We start from the raw sequence: 15,775 nt of genomic DNA on the forward strand, positions 1-15,775 counted from the left end.
GGCCGACCAACGAAATAGCGGCGATGAGGCTCGGCATGCAGTTCGGACTGTTCGGCGGCGCCAGGACCAAGCGCAGCGTCGGCCTCGAAGACAGCCAGGGCTACGAGAGCTTCATCGAATACGTGGTCGAGGCGGACCGGCTGGGCTTCGCTCAGCTCTTCATGGTCGAGCATCACTTCACGGGACAGGGCCAGGTCTCCGCCTCGATGACCGTGCTGGCCTACCTCGCCGCCCGCACGCGCAAGATCCGCCTGGGCACCGCCGTCGTTGTCCTGCCCTGGCACAATCCGGTGCTGATCGCCGAGCAGGTGGCGACCCTCGATCTTCTGACCGGCGGCCGCGTCGATTTCGGCGTCGGCAAGGGCTATCGCAAGTCGGAGTTCGACGGCTTCTGCATTCCGATGGCGGAAGCGACCGAGCGCTTCGACGAGGCGATGGAGATCATCCGCAAGGCCTGGACGACGGAGGGACGGTTCAGCCATCACGGCAAGCGCTGGCGCTACGACGACATCCTGGTGGAGCCCGAGCCGCTGCAGCGTCCGCATCCGCCACTGTGGCTGGCGGCCGGCTCCCGCGACAGCATCCGCCGCGCCGCACGCGAGGGCTACAACCTGCTGCTCGACCAGCTCGCCCAGGTCGACCAGATCGTCCAGCGCATCGCGATCTTCCGCGAGGAATGCGAACGCGCGGGTCGGACATATGATCCCGCCATGGTGGCAACCGCGCGGCCCCTGCAGATGATCCATCACGAAGGCGAGCGGGCGCAGGCCTACGAGACCCGCAAGCGCGTGCTGGCTACGATCGGTGATCTGGCGCGCGACAAGCTTCCCGAGCGGATCGAGGACGACACCGCGCCGCTGCTCGGCATGCCCGAGGAGGTGATCGCCCGGCTGAGGCAGCTCGAGGCCGGCGGCGCCACCAACATCCTGCTCGTCGACCCCAACGCCTCGGTGACCAACCTGCGCGCCTTCGCGCGCGAGGTCATGCCCGCTTTCCGGTCGACGCGGTCGGCGAGCGCTGCTTGAATCGGACCGGCATCGGGGGAAACGCCAGCGAATGGAAAGCTTCGACTATGTAATCGTGGGCGCGGGGTCAGCCGGCAGCGTGCTCGCCAACCGGCTGAGCGAGGACGGAAAGGCGAGTGTCTGCGTGCTCGAGGCCGGTCCGCGCGACTGGCATCCCTTCATCCATATCCCGGCCGGCTTCATGTACACGCTGGTCGATCCGAAGGTGAATTGGCTCTACACCTCCGAGCCCAGCGAATGGACCGGCGGCCGGCGCATCGCCGCGCCGCGCGGCAAGACGCTCGGCGGCTCGAGCTCGATCAACGGCCACATCTACAATCGCGGCCAGCGGCTCGACTTCGACGGCTGGGCGCAGCGCGGCAACCACGGCTGGGGCTACGCCGACGTGCTGCCCTACTTCCGGCGCACCGAGCGGCGCATCGCGCACGAGATCGACGACACGTTCCGTGGCAGCGACGGCCACCTGCCGATCACCGATCTCGACTGGCGCGATCCCCTGTGCGAGGCCTTCATCGAGGGTGCGGTCGAGATGGGCATCCCGCGCAACCTCGATTACAACGGCACGCAACAGGCCGGCGTGAGCTACGTCCAGCGCATCATCCGCAACGGCCGCCGCATCAGCGCTGCCCGCGGCTACCTCCATCCCGCGATGAAGCGGCCCAACCTCACCGTGCGCACCCACGCCCATGCGACCGCCATCGTGCTGGAAGGCAAGAAAGCGGTCGGCGTGCGCTATCGCAAGGGCGGGCGAAACGGACCGCACGTCGAGGTCCGCGCCCGCCGCGAGGTGATCCTGAGCGGCGGTGCGGTCAATTCGCCGCAGCTCCTGCAGCTTTCCGGTATCGGACCGGCGCCGCTGCTGCAATCGCTCGGCATTCCCGTGCAGCATGACCTGGCCGGCGTGGGCGAGAATCTGCGCGATCACTATGCTCCGCGTTTCGTCGCCCGTGTGAAGAACGCCGAGAGCATCAACGAGAAGTCGCACGGGCTGAAGCTTGCCCGCGAGATCATGAAGTATGCGCTTACGCGCAAGGGTATCCTCGCCCTCAATCCGACGCTGATCTACGTCTTCTGGAAGTCCGACGAGCGCCTCGACAACTACGACCTGCAGCTCACCTTCACGCCGGCAAGCTACAAGGAAGGCGTGCAATCGAGGCTCGACGACTTTCCCGGCATGACGATCGCGTCATGGCAGCAGCGGCCGGACAGCACCGGCCATGTCCGCGCAAAGTCAGCCGATCCGTTCGATCATCCGGTCATCCAGCCCAACTACCTCGCCGTCGAGAGCGACCGGCGGGTGCTGCTCGCCGGCATGAAGCTGGCGCGCCGGCTGCTCGCCTCCCGGCCGCTCAGCAAGTATTACGATCGTGAGGAGTTTCCCGGACCCCAGGCGCAATCCGACGCCGACCTGCTGGCTGCCGCCAAGCAGCGAGGCACGACGACATTCCATCTGATGGGCACCTGCCGTATGGCGCCCCATACCGACCCGACCGCCGTGGTCGACGACCAGCTCCGGCTGCGCGGCATCGAGGGACTGCGCGTGGTCGATGCGTCGATCATGCCGACGATGCCGTCGGCGAATCTCAACGCTTCCGTCCTGATGATCGCCGAAAAAGCAGCAGATATGATTCGTGGACGTCCTGCGCTCGAACCGGCACTGCTCAAGGACTGAATCGAAAGACGCACACGGTGCGCAACGATGATGCAACAGAGCCCTTCGAACAAGGCAGGTGAAGCGTCAATTTCGCCGTTGGCATGATGGGTGCCGAGGCGAATATTAGCCGCGTGGGCGTTCTTTAATTTTTGATCCGGGCCTCGAGCCATGACTGCACCCGTCAGCCTCTCGAATTTTCTCACCGTCGCGGCCGCCATCGTCTGCCTCTGGACGATCGGCTCGCAATCGTCGGGGGGCGTCGTGAAGCTGTGGCGGCTTGCAGTGCCGCCATGCCTTGCCGCCGTCGTCGCGCTCGTGCTGCTGGCCGGCATCTTCAACGCCACCGTCGCGCACGACGTCGAGTGGGCGGTCGCCGCGGTCCTTGGCGGCGTCATCGGACGCACGCGTGGCTGGCTGATGACGGTGGCGTCGGACCAGAGGTGGGGCCTCGTCCGCGTGCCGCGCACGGTCGACGGGCTGATCGTCGGCTTCGGGCTGGTCGTGCTGGCGATGATCGACTTCGCCAGTGCCCTCCTGGAGGACGCGGTGGTCGATGCCCAACACGTCGCCGCCGGCGCTGCGTTCTGCGCCGGTTACCTCGGTCTTCGCGCCCTGGGCATGACCATGCGCGCCGTGCGCACGCCGCACGTCGAGCTCTACGACACCGAGTCGGCGCGTTAGCGTGTAGACTCCGCCACGGCGGCAATCACGATCAGCGCTCGAACACGAGATCGCCGGCGTACTGCCGAGCTTCCCAGTGGTGGCGCTCGAGCTCGGGATCGAGATGCTCCTCAGCCGGCCAGCCCATGTCGAGATAAGCCACCAGCGTCCATCCTTCCGGCACGTCGAGCGCCCGCGTCACCGTCTCAGGATCGAGGATCGACACCCAGCCCACGCCGAGCCCCTCGGCACGCGCGGCGAGCCACAGCGTCTGCACGGCAGCCACCACGGAATAGCGCAGCGTCTCGGGCATGGTCTGGCGACCAAGACCGGCGCCCTTGGCCGTCGACTCGTCGGCGAAGACGGCAAGATGGACGGGCGCCTCCTTCAGGCCGGCAAGCTTCAGACTGTCATAGGTCGCGCGCTGCGCGCCGTCGTAGCCTTCGAGAGCTCGGGCGTTGGCGGCCGCAAAGCTTTCCCACACGAACTGCCGGCGCTGCGCCGACCTCACCTTCACGAACCGCCAGGGCTGGCTGAAGCCGACCGACGGCGCATGGGTGGCGAGTTCGATCAGATCGTCGATCAACCTTTCCGGCACGGGATCGCGGCGGAAGCGGCGCACGTCGCGCCGCCAGAGCACGAGATCGCGCAACGTCGTGCGGAAGGTCGCATCGAACGGCAGGTGTCCCGGCGGCGCCGGCTTGATCGTGCTCATGGCGACCCCGTGCTGAGAAAGTGGAAGAAGGTACCGCTCACCGAGCCGCGGCGCGCGCCCGCCTCGGCCACCGGCATTCCATAGGCATCCCGGCAGTCGACCAGAGGCTCGTCGCCCGCCGCGATGGTGGAGGCATAGTGGAACTCGTGGCCCAGCACCTCGGTTCCCCGCCGGCCGAGCGCGCAGTCGCTTCGCAGCCGGGCCTGGCGGTAGCCGAGATGCAGGCGACGGTCGGCGAACGACGTCTCGAGCCGAAGCAGGCCCGCCATGGCATGCCGATCACCGGCGGCATCGACGATCCCCTGCCCCAGCACCATGTAGCCGCCGCATTCGCCATGGATCGGCACGGCGCGCGCGGCCAGATCGTGCAAGCCGTTCCGGAATCGCCGTGCCTCGGCAAGCGCACCGGCATGCAGCTCGGGATAGCCGCCGGGCAGCCAGACTGCATCGCTGTCGGCCGCCGGCGCCTCGTCGGCGAGCGGCGAGAAGGACCGGATCTCCGCCCCGGCCGAGCGCCATTGCTCGAGAAGGTGCGGATAGATGAAGGAGAAGGCGCGGTCGGAGGCCAGCGCAATGCGCTGGCCGGGCGGCGCGATGGGCATCGGGCTCGTGGCGGGCGGCAGCGCCTTGCGGGCGCTCCGCTCGATGGCCGAGATGTCGACCGAGGCCGAAACCGCGTCGGCCAGGGCGTCGAGGCGGTCCTCGAGATCGGCCGTCTCGGCCGCCTGCACGAGACCGAGATGCCGCGCGGGCAGAGCCAGCCCGGCGTCGTCACCCAGCATGCCGAACAGCGCAAGCCTCGTCCGCGCCAGGGCCGGCTCGATCAAGGCAAGATGGCGTGCGCCGGCGACGCGATTGAGGATGACGCCCGCGACCGCCACGTCCTTGCGATAGGCCGCGCAGCCGGCCGCGATCGCGGCCGCGGTCTCGGTCTGGCCCTTCACGTCGAGCACCAGCACGACCGGCCATCCCAGCAGGGCCGCGAGATCGGCCGTGGCGCCGCGGCCCGCGACGCCGTCGAACAGGCCCATCACGCCCTCGGCGATGGCGATGTCCGCGGGATGGCGCGCAACGAGGTCGGCCACCCGTGCCGGCGTCATCGCCCAGGTATCGAGGTTGAAGCTCGGTCGGCCTGCCGCGACGGCATGGAATGCAGGATCGATATAGTCGGGGCCGCACTTGAACGGCTGCACGGCGCGTCCGCGTCGGCCGAGCGCCCGCATCAGGCCCAGGGTCACGGTCGTCTTGCCCGAACCGGAGCGCACGCCCGCAACGACCAGGCCGGGCGTCATTGCCAGCCGGCGAGACGGGGCAGGAGCTGCCGTCGCAGGCCGACCACGCTGCCGATCACCAGGATGGCCGGCGAGCCGATGCCGTTCCTGCGGGCGTCGTCCAGCAGGGCGCCGAGTGTGCTCTCCACCACCCGCTCACTGTCGGTCGTCGCCGACTGAAGCAGCGCCGCCGGCGTCTCCTTCGCCAGGCCGCCCTGCTGAAGCGCCGCCACGATGTCCGGCAGTTGGCTCATCGGCATGTAGAGAATGATCGGCTGGCCGAGCCTTGCCAGCGCCGCCCAGTCGGTCGTCGAGCTGCCGTCAGCGCGATGGCCGGCAGCCAGCACGACGGCATGGTTGGTCTCGCGCGTCGTTGCCGGAATGCCGGCGAGCGCGGTCGCGGCCAAGCCTGCCGTGATACCCGGAATGACACGAAAGCGAATGCCCGCGGCCGTCAGGGCCAAGGCCTCGTCCCAGCCACGGCCGAACACGAAGGGATCGCCGCCCTTCAGCCGCAGCACACGGCGACCGAGCCTGGCGCGCTCGATCAGGATCTCGTTGATGTCGCGCTGGTTCGGCGAAGGCCGGCCACCGCGCTTGCCCGCGGAAATCAACTCGGCCTCGGCGCGCTTCAGGGCAAGCGCCCGTGGATCGACCAGCGCGTCGTGGACGATATCGTCCGCCGTGGCGAGCGCATGCAGGGCAAGCAAAGTCAGCAGCCTCGGATCGCCGGGACCGGCACCCGCCAGCCATACCTCGCCCGGCAAGAAGTCGGGCATGGGAGGAAAGCCCGGCAGGCTCATGCGCCCCTGCCGCGGAACCGTCGCTGATAGGCCGCGTCATAGAGCGCGCTGTCGCGGAAATCCTGCGCCGACAGGACCTTGCCGACCAGGATCAGCGCTGTGCGCTCCATCGGGCTTTTGGCGACTTCGGGCGCGATCGTGCCGAGCGTGCCGCTCACGATGCGCTCGTCCGGCCAGCTTGCACGGTAGACCACCGCCACCGGGCAATCGGTGCCGTAGAACGGCAGCAGGTCGGCCACGACCTTGTCGAGCACATGGATGGAAAGATGAATCGCGAGCGTCGCTCCGGTGGCGGCGAAGGCCCTGAGGTCCTCGCCGGCCGGCATGGCCGAGGCGCGCCCCGAGGTGCGGGTCAGCACGACTGTCTGCGCGAGCCCGGGCAGGGTGAGCTCGCGGCCCAGCGCAGCGGCGGCGGCGGCGAACGACGGCACGCCCGGCGTCACCGTATGGGGGATGCCCTCGGCCGCGAGCCGCCGAACCTGCTCGCCGAGCGCGCTCCACACCGAGAGATCGCCCGAATGCAGCCGCGCCACGTCCTGGCGTGCATCGTTGGCCCGCCGGCACTCGGCGACGATCTCGTCGAGCGACAGGGGTGCGGTATCGACGATGCGGGCGCCGGCTGGACAATGCTCGAGCAGCGCTTTCGGCACGAGCGAGCCGGCGTAGAGGCAGACCGGGCAGCGGCCGATCAGGTCGCGGCCGCGAACCGTGATGAGGTCGGGCGCGCCCGGCCCGGCGCCGATGAAATGGACCGTCATCGGCCGTCTCCGATGGCGATCGCGCAGGTCGCGCACGCCGTTGCCACGCGTGTGCCGAGAAGACGCGCGTTCCGGCCGGCGACCACCAGGGCCGATGCTTCGGCGATCGAGGGCACGCCCTTGGTCTCCAGCACCAGCTTCGAGGGCGTGAGCACCCGGCCCGCCACGCGGTCGAGTTCGTCGAGCGTGCAGGCGCGCAGGGGCACCGAGATTCGCCGGGCGGCTTCGACGAAGGCAGGATCCGCTGCCTTCGCCGACTCGGTCGCAAAGGCACTGAGTCGCGCAGCGGGCAGTTCGAACATATCGAGCGCCATGCGCACCACCTGCTCGATCTCGTCGGCCGAAACGCCGCTGCGACCGCCGACACCGGCCACGATCATGGCTTGCTCACGCGCCATTGGACGACCGGCGCGGCGGGGCGCCAGAGGAAAGCCTTGCCCCCGCCCGCCCCGCCTGCGCGTGCCACTTCGAGACGTACCAGCTCGCCGCCGTGGCGCCCGAAGAGCTCGATCAGCCGCGCCTCGGTCGCGAGCGAGACGGCATTGGCCACCAATCGTCCGCCGGGCCTCAGCGCTCCCCATGCCGCATCGAAAACGCGAACATCGGAGAGACCACCGCCGATGAACACCGCATCCGGACTCGACAAGTCGGCCAGTGCCTCCGGCGCGCGGCCCTGCACGATCCTGAGGTCCGGCGTGCCGAGCGTCGCCGCATTCCGGGCAGCGCGTGCCGCCCGCGCCGCGTCAGCCTCGATGCCGATTGCTCGCATGGACGGATGGCGCAGCAGCCATTCAATGGCAATCGAGCCGGCGCCAAGGCCGACATCCCACAGAAGCTCGCCCTGGCGCGGCGCCAGGGCCGACAGCGTGATTGCGCGCACCTCGCGCTTGGTGAGCTGACCATCGTGCTCGAACAGCGCGTCGTCGAGACCGGGAGACAACGGAATGGTCACCGCGTCGGGCGAAGCGGACACTTCGAGCGCGACGGTGTTGAGGGCCGCGATGTCGCCGAGATCGAACGATTCTGCTTTCGTGTCACGCACCCGCTCCTTCGGTCCGCCGAGATGCTCGAGAACGGTCAGCGTCGAGCCGCCCATGCCGCGCCTGGCGAGGAACTGCGCAAGCCTGGCCGGCGTGGTGCCGTCCCATGACAAGGCAAGGATCCGCGCGCCGGGCTGCAGGCAGCGCACGATCCCTTCCAGGGCACGGCCGTGCAGGCTGGCGAGCGAGACCTCCTGCTGCGACCATCCGAGCCGGCTCGCCGCCAGGCTGAAGGCCGACGGCTGCGGCAGGCAGACCATCTCGCCCGGCTGCAGAACGCGCATCAGCATGTCGCCGACGCCGTAGTGGAACGGATCGCCGCTCGCCAGGACCGCCACCGGCCTTCCACGATGGTTCTCGATCTCCGGCAACGCCATGCCGATGGGACTCGGCCAAGGGAGCCGACGGCCCTGGATCAGGCTGTCGGCCAGCGCGAGGTGGCGTTTGCCGCCCACCACCAGCTCGGCCCCGGAGACGAGCCGCTGCGCCACCGGCGACAGGCCCGCGACGCCATCCTCGCCGATGCCGATGATGGACAGCCATGGTCTCGGCGGGCAGGTTGCGCGCTCAGCGGCCATGGCCACAGCTCTTCGCATCCTGATCCTGGGCGGCACGACGGAAGCGTCCGCTCTCGCGCGCCTGCTGGCCGGCGATGCGCGGTTCGAGGCGACCCTGTCGCTGGCCGGCCGCACCTCGACGCCGAAGCCCCAGCCGATCGCCACACGCATCGGCGGCTTCGGCGGGGTCGACGGGCTCGTGCATTTTCTCCGCGGGCAGGCCATCGAGGCCGTGATCGACGCCACGCATCCCTATGCCGACCAGATGTCGGCCCATGCCGTTGCCGCCTGCTCGCGCGCTGGCGTGACCCTCGCATCGTTGGTGCGCACGCCCTGGACGCGGCACGCCGGCGACCGCTGGCAGGCCGTTTCGACGGCGACCGCGGCTGCCCTGGCTCTGGGATCCAGGCCGAGCCGGGTGTTCCTGGGCCTCGGCCGCCAGGAACTCGCGGCGTTCGCCGCCGCGCCGCAGCACCACTATCTCGCCCGCGTGATCGAGCCGCCCAGTCCGGCAGGCTTGCCGCCCGATCTGCGAATCCTGCAGGCACGCGGGCCGTTCGACCGGGATGCCGAGGAGCGCCTGCTGAAGAACGAACGGATCGAGATTCTCGTCTCCAAGAATGCCGGCGGCACGGCGACCTATGCCAAGATCGAGGCCGCCCGCGCCCTCGGCCTGCCCGTGATCATGATCGAGCGCCCGCACAAGCCCCGCGGCCATATCGTTGGAAGTGCCGCCGAGGCGGTCGCGTGGCTGGAGCGGCATTTTCATGACGCCGCTTCGCGCTCGCTGCGCGGCGTATAGATCCAGCGACCGACGCAGCGCGTCGTGCTGGCGCCCACGATAACCAGCGTGCGCATGTCGGCAACCGATGCATTGGCTTCCGCGAGATCCGAGGCGATGACCTTCGCTTCGCTCGTGCCTGCCGCGCGCACGAACAGCACCGGTGTCGTTGCCGCCTTCAAGGTGCGCAACAGCGCGAAGGCCTGCCCAAGCTGATGCGGCCGCGCCCGGGAGGCCGGATTGTAGAGAGCGATCACGAAATCGGCCTCGGCCGCCGCCTTCAGCCGTCGCTCGATGGTCGCCCACGATTTCAGGTTGTCGGACAGCGAGATTGCACAGAAATCGCCGCCGAGCGGGGCGCCGACCTCCGCCGCCGCCGCCAGCATCGCCGTCACCCCCGGCTCGACGCGGATGTCGAGCGACCGCCATGCCTGATCACCAGCCTCGACCGCCTCGAAGATCGCGGCCGCCATGGCGAACACGCCGGGGTCGCCACCCGACACGACCGCGACATCTCGGCCGGACGCGGCGAGCATCAAGGCATGACGCGCGCGTTCGAGCTCGACGCGATTGTCCGAGGCGTGCCGGCGCTGACCGTGCCGCGCCGGCACGCGGTCGAGATAAGCTGCGTAGCCGACGAGATCGGTCGCCCTGGCAAGCGCCGACCCGGCCGCCGGCGTCATCAGCTCCGGCTTGCCGGGCCCTGTGCCGACGATGACCAGCGAGCCCGTCACAGCCGCCGCCCCTCGCCGGGAATCAGCACCATCGCGAAATAGGCACCTTGGGCTTCGCGGCATTGGGCGAGCGGCACGACGCGCTCGTCATGCATGGTGCCGCGCTCGACATAGACCGCGCGCTGCAGGAGCCCGGCCGCCCCGACGGCACGCCGCACTTTGTCGAGATGACGGCCCACCTTCATGATAACCGCGGCATCGGTGCTGCGCAGCCGATCTACGAGCTGCGCCTCGTCAAGCGTCCCCGGCAGGACCGCAAGCGTATCGTTGCCCCAGGTGATCGGCAGGTTGGCGCGGGTCCAGCAGCCCGACATGCCCGTGACGCCCGGCACCACCTCGATCGGGAACTCGGGCGAGAGGCGACGCCACATGTGCATGAACGAGCCATAGAAGAAGGGATCGCCTTCGGCCAGCAGCCCGACCGACTTGCCCTCGCTCAACAGCGCCGCGAGCGCGGCGGCCGTCTCGCAATAGAAGCGGCCGATCTTTTCCCGGTACTCCGGATGCTCGGCCGGGATTTCATCGGTCACTGGATATTCGCATCGCAGTTCCGGCCGGCCGGCCGCGAGCAGGGGCGAGGCGATCCGACGCGCATTGCCCTCCAGGCCACGCTTGGCGAAGAACGCCACGACATCGACCGAGCGCACCAGGCCCGCGGCCCGCAGCGTGAGGTAGCGGACATCGCCCGGCCCGACGCCGATGCCGTAGAGCGTGCCGCCCCGGGCCGTGCCGGCAAGGCTCTCGAGGCTCGTCATTCGACGTCGCTCGCGAGCGCGTTGAGCGCGGCGGCGGCCATGGCGCTGCCGCCCTTGCGACCCCTCACGATCAGGAAGGGCACACGGCGGTCCGCCGCCAGCATCTCCTTCGATTCCCGGGCGCCGACGAATCCCACCGGCAGGCCGATCACGGCGGCGGGCGGCGGCACGCCTTCGTCGAGCATCTCGAGCAGGCGGAAGAGCGCCGTCGGTGCGTTGCCGATCGTGACCACGGCGCCACCCAGCCTGTCGCGCCACAGCTCCATCGCCGCCGCGCTGCGCGTGTTGCCGATCTTGCGCGCAAGCTCGGGAACGGCAGGATCGTCGAGCGTGCAGACCACATCGTTGGCCGCCGGCAGGCGGGCCCGGGTGACGCCGTTGGCGACCATCTTCGAATCGCAGAGGATCGGCGCGCCGCCCATCAGCGCCCAGCGTGCGTTGTCGGCAAAGGTCGGCGACATGACGATCTCGCGTGCGATCTCGACCATGCCGCAGGCATGGATGAGGCGCACGGCGACGCGCTCCTCGGCCGGCGCGAAGCGCGCCAGATCCGCTTCGGCGCGGATGATGGCGAAGGACCGCCGATAAATCTCGGCGCCGTCGCGAATATAGGGTCGCTCAGCCACGCAGCACCGTCGCCAGCTCGCCGGGCTCGACGGTGCGCTGCGCCCTGTCGCGGGCCGTTCCATTGCGCACAATCCCGTAGCGACCGTCGCCGCCCACCAGCACCAGGTCGGCCGGCGCCGAGCGCGCGCATCCCTTGGCGCACCCGGAGACGTGAAGAGTGCCGGCAAATCCCCACGCCGCGAGCCGCCGTGCGTCACGGCGCGCATCGACGCTCGCCGCGCGGCAGGCTGGACTTCCGGGGCAGGCATCGATGCGCAGCAGGGGATCCTCGCCATCCTCGATCAGGCCAAGCGCACTTGCGCCCTCGATCTCGGCATCGAGATAGACGGCGCGCCACGGCGACAGGCGCAGTTCCGAGGCGCCGGCCTTGGCGGCAAGGGCGACGAGCCCCTGCAGCTGGCCGGCTTCGAGCCGGCCGAAGGGCGCGGCGATTCCAAAGGCATCGCCGATCCGGCCCAACCTCTGCCGACCAGGAACCGGAACGGAATCCATCCCGGCAAGCGATGGCATCGGCCGGCCGTCGAGACAGGTCCGAGACGCCGCAAGCAGGCACGAGACGATCTGGTCGCGACTGGCAAGGCCCAGCCATCGGCCGGCGACACGCAGGGCCACGCCCTCCGGCAGAAGGCAGAGGGCGACATCCGCCCGTTCGCCGATGATGGACAGCGGTCCGGGTGCGTCGACCAGCCAGCCGAACTTGGCCGGCAGTCCGGCGGCGAGCCGGCGGTCGGCCGAAAGGGCCTCGGTCAACGCGGCTGCGATGGCGCGCCCTTCGGCACCGGCCAATGGTCCGACCATGATGTTGCGCGCCGCCTCGATCTCGGCGTCGGGGTCGAGCAGGCCGAGCTGGCCGAGGGCACGATGAAGCTCCGGCAGCGACTGCGCCGCGACACCGCGAAGCTGCAGATTGGCGCGCCGCGTGAGGTCGATATGCCCGTTGCCCAGGCGCTCCGCGATCGCCGCGAGGCCGCCGGCCTGGGCGAGCGTCAGCGCGCTGGCCCAGGGTTTCACCCGCACGAGGAGCCCGTCGCCGCTTTCCATCGGCCGCAGCGCCCCCGGGCACCATCCTTTGATCTCGATGGTCGCGGCCAGGCTCACGATCTGCTCCCCGGCACGCGCTTGAGCTCTTCCTCGACGGAATTGCGGCGCGTCACCCACAAGCCACGTGCGAGGGCGTCCTTCAGGCGGAGCGCGATGGCGGCCGTGGCCGCCGGATTCCTGTCGAGCATGGCCGTCAGGACATTCTCGTCGGCGATCAGGGCTACATGCGTTGCGTCGAACAGATGCGCCGGCACCGCCCGCGCGGTCGCCGCGAAGGCATAGAGCGCATCGACGCCCTGCGCGATCTCGGCGACGCCGCGATGGCCATGCGCCAGCATGCCGGCGATCCAGCGCGGATTGGTGAGCCGGCCACGCACCACGCGGGCGATCTCCTCGGCAAGCCGTCGCGCCTTCGGTGCTTCCGGACGACTCGTATCGAGGTGGTAGAGCTCCGGCGCATTGTCGAGCAGCGCCGCCGCCGCCGCGAAACCTCCGGCGAAGTCGGCGACGCCGTCGCCATCGAGGAGGTCGCGCTCGCGATCGTCCTGCGGATGAACGAGAAGGTCAGCGGCGGCCACGCGACCACGAAAATCGTCGCCTGCCTCGCGCATCGACCGGGGCCCGCCATAGGCATGGGTAACGGCCGAAAGGTAGGCCGTCCCCAGCTCCTCGCGTGTCTGCCAGTTGCCGTCGAGCGCGAGGTCGCCTGCGCGTGCGCCATAGTCGCCGGGCGCCGCGCCGAACACGCGGGCGAGATCGGCTCCGTTGCGCCGCGCCTCGGCCAGCGGATTGTCCGCTGCCTCCTCGTCCAGCGCGGCGACGCGCTGGACCGCCATGTCGAACAGCGCGATCTGCGTCTCGAAGATGTCGCGGAACAGCCCCGAGATGCGCAGCGTGACGTCGATGCGCGGGCGGTCGAGGGCGGCCAGCGGCATCACCTCGATGCCGATCACACGGCTCGAGTTCCTGTCCCAAGTCGGACGCACGCCGAGATAGGCCAGCGCCTGGGCGAGATCGTCACCGCCGGTGCGCAGCGAGGCCGAGGCCCAGAGATCGATCATCAGTGCGCGCGGATAGTCGCCATGATCCTGCAGGTAGCGACGCACGACCTCGTCGGCCGCACGCATGCCGATGGCGGCGGCCGTCCGTGTCGGGATCGCGCGCGGATCGATCGAGGTGAGGTTGCGGCCGGTCGGCAGGACGTCGGCGCGGCCGCGGGTCGGCGCGCCCGCCGGCCCCGGCGCCACGCGGCGGCCATCGAGCGCCGCCAGCAGGCCGCGTCGCTCCGTTGCGGCACAGTCCTGCAACATTGCTTCGGGCACCTTGATCGCTTGCGACAATGCGGCGGCCGCTTCCGCATCGGGCGCCCGTCCGAAGATGTGCAGGCCGTCGCGGATGCTGAGCTCCTTGATGTCGCAAAGCTGCGCGTCGAGCTTGGCGATGGCGGCCCGCGCCGGCTCGCCGCGCACCAGGCCACAATCGGCCGCGAGGCCGTTACTCCAGGCGCGCTCCACGATCTCCTCCTCGAGATGGCGCAGGCGCCGGCGATCGAGGCCGTCGGCCGCCGCATATTCCTCGATGATGCCTTCCATCTCGGCCAGTGCGCCGTGCAGGCCGGCCGTGCCGAGTGGCGGTGTGAGATGGCCGATGGTGACGGCCGCCAGGCGGCGCTTGGCCTGCACCGCCTCGCCGGGATTGTTGACGATGAAGGGATAGATCACCGGCATCGGCCCCAGCACGGCTTCCGGCCAGCATTCCCCCGAAAGCGCCAGCGCCTTGCCCGGCAGCCATTCGAGCGTGCCGTGCGTGCCGAGATGCACAAGGGCATCGATGTTCCCGATCTCGCGCAGCCAGGCGTAGAGCGCAATATAGGCGTGGCTCGGCGGGCAGCCGGTGTCGTGATATCCCGACTTGCGATCGCCCGCGCTGCCGCGATCCGGCTGCAGCAGAACCAGCACCTCGCCGCAGCGCAGGACAGGCAGCCGGAAGTCCTCTGCCGGCTCGCCCCAGGCCTCGCGCAGTGCCGTCCGCAGACTTTCCGGCAAGGTCGCGAGCCACCTCGTGTAGAAGCCGAGCGAGATCTCGATGTGCTGCGATGGAGCGCGCAGAAACGCGGCGACGCCGCCAGCCGGAAGGCACGTTCCGTATCCTTCCTGCTCCAGGAGTCGCAAGATCTCGTCGGCACTGGCCGCGGTATCGAGGCCGACCGCGTAGCCGGTTCGTCCGCCGCGCGCCGGATAGTCCGACAATACGAGCGCGACCCTGCGCTCGCCACGCGGCATGCGTTGCAGCCTTGTCCAGGCAGCCGCGAGCCGGGCGACATAGTCGATGCGGTCCGGTTCGGGCGCGTGCCGGATCGCGGCGAATTCGAGACGCGGATCGATGGGTGCCTCGGCCTTGAAGGAGACCGCACGCGTCAAAAGCCGGCCGTCGAGCTCGGGCAGCACCACGTTCATCGCAAGATCGGCCGGCGAGAGTCCACGTCCCGATTCGCGCCACGCCGCCCTGGCGCTGCCCGACAGCACGACCTGCAGCACCGGCACGTCGGCGGCGTCGAGCACGGTCGTGTCGTCCTCGCGCAATGCCGAGAAGGCCGTCGTGTTGAGGATGACCGCCGGTCGCCGCGTCTCGATCAGCCGCGCCAGCTCGGCTTCGATGGCTCGGTCCTTGAGGCTGCCGACAGCGATCGCAAGCGGCGCAAGACCCTGGCGATCGAGCGCCTCCATCAACGCCGTGACCGGCGCCATGTCGCCCGCCAGCAGATTCGCCCGATAGAAGACGATCAGCGCTGCCGGGCGATCGTCCTCCCTGTTGCCGAGAACGGTGATCGGCCCGACCGGCACCGGCGGCGACCAGTCCATGTCGCGGCCCAGCATCGATCCGACGCAGCGCAGAGCCTGCCGCAGATTGTCGGGACCGCCCTCGCGGAAAAAGCGATCGAGCACCGCAAGCCTGTCGGCAGGCAAGGTCGACATCGACGCGAGCCGCGGATCGGCCCGATCGTCACCGGGCAGCGCCGCGAGCAAGATACCGTTTTCGCGCGCGGCGTCGGCGACATGCTCCAGCCCGTAGCGCCAGTAGTCGAGCCCACCCAGGCAGCGCACAATCACCGCGCGCGCTCTGGCCACGACCTTCTCGACATAGAGATCGACCGACATGGGATGACACAGCCGCTTGAGATTCGCCAGCCGAAGGGTCGGGAGCGACTCCGGCTCCTGCTGCCACGCTGCGGCCAAGGCGGAGAGATCGCTGTCGGAAAAGGACAGCACGACGACTTCGGCCGGCGACTGGCCGAGATCGATTGCGACGTCGGCTTCGTCGAGGGTCGCAAGCTGTGTCGCGAGGACGTGCATG

15 protein-coding genes are annotated in these 15,775 nt (G+C 69.6%); 4 read left to right on the top strand and 11 right to left on the bottom strand.

Translation table 11 applies throughout. The annotated features are described in order from the left end of the window. Positions 1-35 precede the first annotated feature (35 nt). The 3 genes from OJF58_RS06130 (at position 36) to OJF58_RS06140 (ending at position 3,360) form a co-directional block, all read left to right on the top strand. Positions 36-1,025 carry an LLM class flavin-dependent oxidoreductase gene (locus OJF58_RS06130; RefSeq protein ID WP_300782650.1) on the top strand — a complete coding sequence of 330 codons (990 nt, stop codon included), beginning with the start codon at positions 36-38 and terminating at the stop codon, positions 1,023-1,025. A gap of 31 nt (positions 1,026-1,056) precedes the next feature. Beyond that, positions 1,057-2,697: a GMC family oxidoreductase N-terminal domain-containing protein gene (locus OJF58_RS06135; protein ID WP_300782652.1), complete on the top strand. Its 1,641-nt coding sequence runs from the start codon at positions 1,057-1,059 to the stop codon at positions 2,695-2,697. A gap of 150 nt (positions 2,698-2,847) precedes the next feature. Further along, the gene (locus OJF58_RS06140; protein WP_300782655.1) at positions 2,848-3,360 is read left to right on the top strand and encodes a hypothetical protein; all 513 of its coding nucleotides are present in this window, start codon (positions 2,848-2,850) and stop codon (positions 3,358-3,360) included. Between the two features lie 31 nt (positions 3,361-3,391). Here the strand turns inward: OJF58_RS06140 and bluB are convergent, their stop codons facing one another. Genes bluB through cbiE form a run of 6 tightly spaced genes read right to left on the bottom strand, consistent with a single transcriptional unit; the run spans position 3,392 to position 8,504 of the window. Further along, positions 3,392-4,054, bottom strand: coding sequence for a 5,6-dimethylbenzimidazole synthase (gene bluB, locus OJF58_RS06145; protein WP_300782656.1), 663 nt, complete (start codon positions 4,052-4,054; stop codon positions 3,392-3,394). Beyond that, complete coding sequence (locus OJF58_RS06150; RefSeq protein WP_300782658.1) at positions 4,051-5,346, bottom strand: cobyrinate a,c-diamide synthase; 1,296 nt, start codon at positions 5,344-5,346, stop codon at positions 4,051-4,053. Before OJF58_RS06150 ends, bluB begins: the two co-directional genes overlap by 4 nt. After that, entirely contained in the window at positions 5,343-6,104 is a 762-nt protein-coding gene (gene cobA / locus OJF58_RS06155; RefSeq protein WP_300782660.1) for a uroporphyrinogen-III C-methyltransferase, read from the bottom strand. Before cobA ends, OJF58_RS06150 begins: the two co-directional genes overlap by 4 nt. Before the next feature lie 20 nt (positions 6,105-6,124). Then, positions 6,125-6,886: a precorrin-4 C(11)-methyltransferase gene (cobM, locus tag OJF58_RS06160; protein WP_300782661.1), complete on the bottom strand. Its 762-nt coding sequence runs from the start codon at positions 6,884-6,886 to the stop codon at positions 6,125-6,127. Beyond that, the gene (locus OJF58_RS06165) at positions 6,883-7,266 is read right to left on the bottom strand and encodes a cobalamin biosynthesis protein (protein WP_300782664.1); all 384 of its coding nucleotides are present in this window, start codon (positions 7,264-7,266) and stop codon (positions 6,883-6,885) included. The genes cobM and OJF58_RS06165 overlap by 4 nt, the downstream gene beginning before the upstream one ends. Then, positions 7,263-8,504 carry a precorrin-6y C5,15-methyltransferase (decarboxylating) subunit CbiE gene (gene cbiE, locus OJF58_RS06170; RefSeq protein WP_300782667.1) on the bottom strand — a complete coding sequence of 414 codons (1,242 nt, stop codon included), beginning with the start codon at positions 8,502-8,504 and terminating at the stop codon, positions 7,263-7,265. The genes OJF58_RS06165 and cbiE overlap by 4 nt, the downstream gene beginning before the upstream one ends. On the opposite strand from cbiE, the gene OJF58_RS06175 reads away from it, so the two are divergent. Then, positions 8,503-9,285, top strand: a complete 783-nt coding sequence (locus OJF58_RS06175) for a cobalt-precorrin-6A reductase (RefSeq protein WP_300782670.1) — start codon at positions 8,503-8,505, stop codon at positions 9,283-9,285. The genes cbiE and OJF58_RS06175 overlap by 2 nt on opposite strands. On the opposite strand, the gene cobJ is transcribed toward OJF58_RS06175, so the two are convergent. The 5 genes from cobJ to cobN are packed head-to-tail and all read right to left on the bottom strand — an operon-like array spanning position 9,249 to position 15,774. Next, positions 9,249-9,998, bottom strand: a complete 750-nt coding sequence (cobJ, locus tag OJF58_RS06180) for a precorrin-3B C(17)-methyltransferase (RefSeq protein WP_300782673.1) — start codon at positions 9,996-9,998, stop codon at positions 9,249-9,251. The two genes, OJF58_RS06175 and cobJ, sit on opposite strands and share 37 nt — an antisense overlap. Next, entirely contained in the window at positions 9,995-10,753 is a 759-nt protein-coding gene (locus tag OJF58_RS06185) for a precorrin-2 C(20)-methyltransferase (protein ID WP_300782675.1), read from the bottom strand. Before OJF58_RS06185 ends, cobJ begins: the two co-directional genes overlap by 4 nt. Further along, positions 10,750-11,379, bottom strand: coding sequence for a precorrin-8X methylmutase (locus OJF58_RS06190; protein ID WP_300782676.1), 630 nt, complete (start codon positions 11,377-11,379; stop codon positions 10,750-10,752). The genes OJF58_RS06185 and OJF58_RS06190 overlap by 4 nt, the downstream gene beginning before the upstream one ends. Continuing rightward, a complete protein-coding gene (locus OJF58_RS06195) occupies positions 11,372-12,478 on the bottom strand; it encodes a precorrin-3B synthase (RefSeq protein ID WP_300782678.1) in 1,107 nt (368 codons plus the stop codon). The genes OJF58_RS06190 and OJF58_RS06195 overlap by 8 nt, the downstream gene beginning before the upstream one ends. Then, positions 12,475-15,774, bottom strand: a complete 3,300-nt coding sequence (gene cobN / locus OJF58_RS06200; RefSeq protein WP_300782681.1) for a cobaltochelatase subunit CobN — start codon at positions 15,772-15,774, stop codon at positions 12,475-12,477. The genes OJF58_RS06195 and cobN overlap by 4 nt, the downstream gene beginning before the upstream one ends. Position 15,775 lies beyond the last annotated feature (1 nt).

Origin of the sequence: Enhydrobacter sp., from assembly GCF_030246845.1 — a bacterium.
GTDB lineage: Bacteria > Pseudomonadota > Alphaproteobacteria > Reyranellales > Reyranellaceae > Reyranella.

Coding starts and splice junctions, on each gene's coding strand:
- OJF58_RS06150 (WP_300782658.1), bottom strand. CDS start 5,346: ATGACGCCCGGCCTGGTCGTTGCGGGCGTGCGCTCCGGTTCGGGCAAG.
- OJF58_RS06130 (WP_300782650.1), top strand. CDS start 36: ATGCAGTTCGGACTGTTCGGCGGCGCCAGGACCAAGCGCAGCGTCGGC.
- cbiE (WP_300782667.1), bottom strand. CDS start 8,504: ATGGCCGCTGAGCGCGCAACCTGCCCGCCGAGACCATGGCTGTCCATC.
- cobM (WP_300782661.1), bottom strand. CDS start 6,886: ATGACGGTCCATTTCATCGGCGCCGGGCCGGGCGCGCCCGACCTCATC.
- OJF58_RS06165 (WP_300782664.1), bottom strand. CDS start 7,266: ATGATCGTGGCCGGTGTCGGCGGTCGCAGCGGCGTTTCGGCCGACGAG.
- cobN (WP_300782681.1), bottom strand. CDS start 15,774: ATGCACGTCCTCGCGACACAGCTTGCGACCCTCGACGAAGCCGACGTC.
- OJF58_RS06140 (WP_300782655.1), top strand. CDS start 2,848: ATGACTGCACCCGTCAGCCTCTCGAATTTTCTCACCGTCGCGGCCGCC.
- OJF58_RS06175 (WP_300782670.1), top strand. CDS start 8,503: ATGGCCACAGCTCTTCGCATCCTGATCCTGGGCGGCACGACGGAAGCG.
- OJF58_RS06135 (WP_300782652.1), top strand. CDS start 1,057: ATGGAAAGCTTCGACTATGTAATCGTGGGCGCGGGGTCAGCCGGCAGC.
- bluB (WP_300782656.1), bottom strand. CDS start 4,054: ATGAGCACGATCAAGCCGGCGCCGCCGGGACACCTGCCGTTCGATGCG.
- cobA (WP_300782660.1), bottom strand. CDS start 6,104: ATGCCCGACTTCTTGCCGGGCGAGGTATGGCTGGCGGGTGCCGGTCCC.
- OJF58_RS06185 (WP_300782675.1), bottom strand. CDS start 10,753: ATGACGAGCCTCGAGAGCCTTGCCGGCACGGCCCGGGGCGGCACGCTC.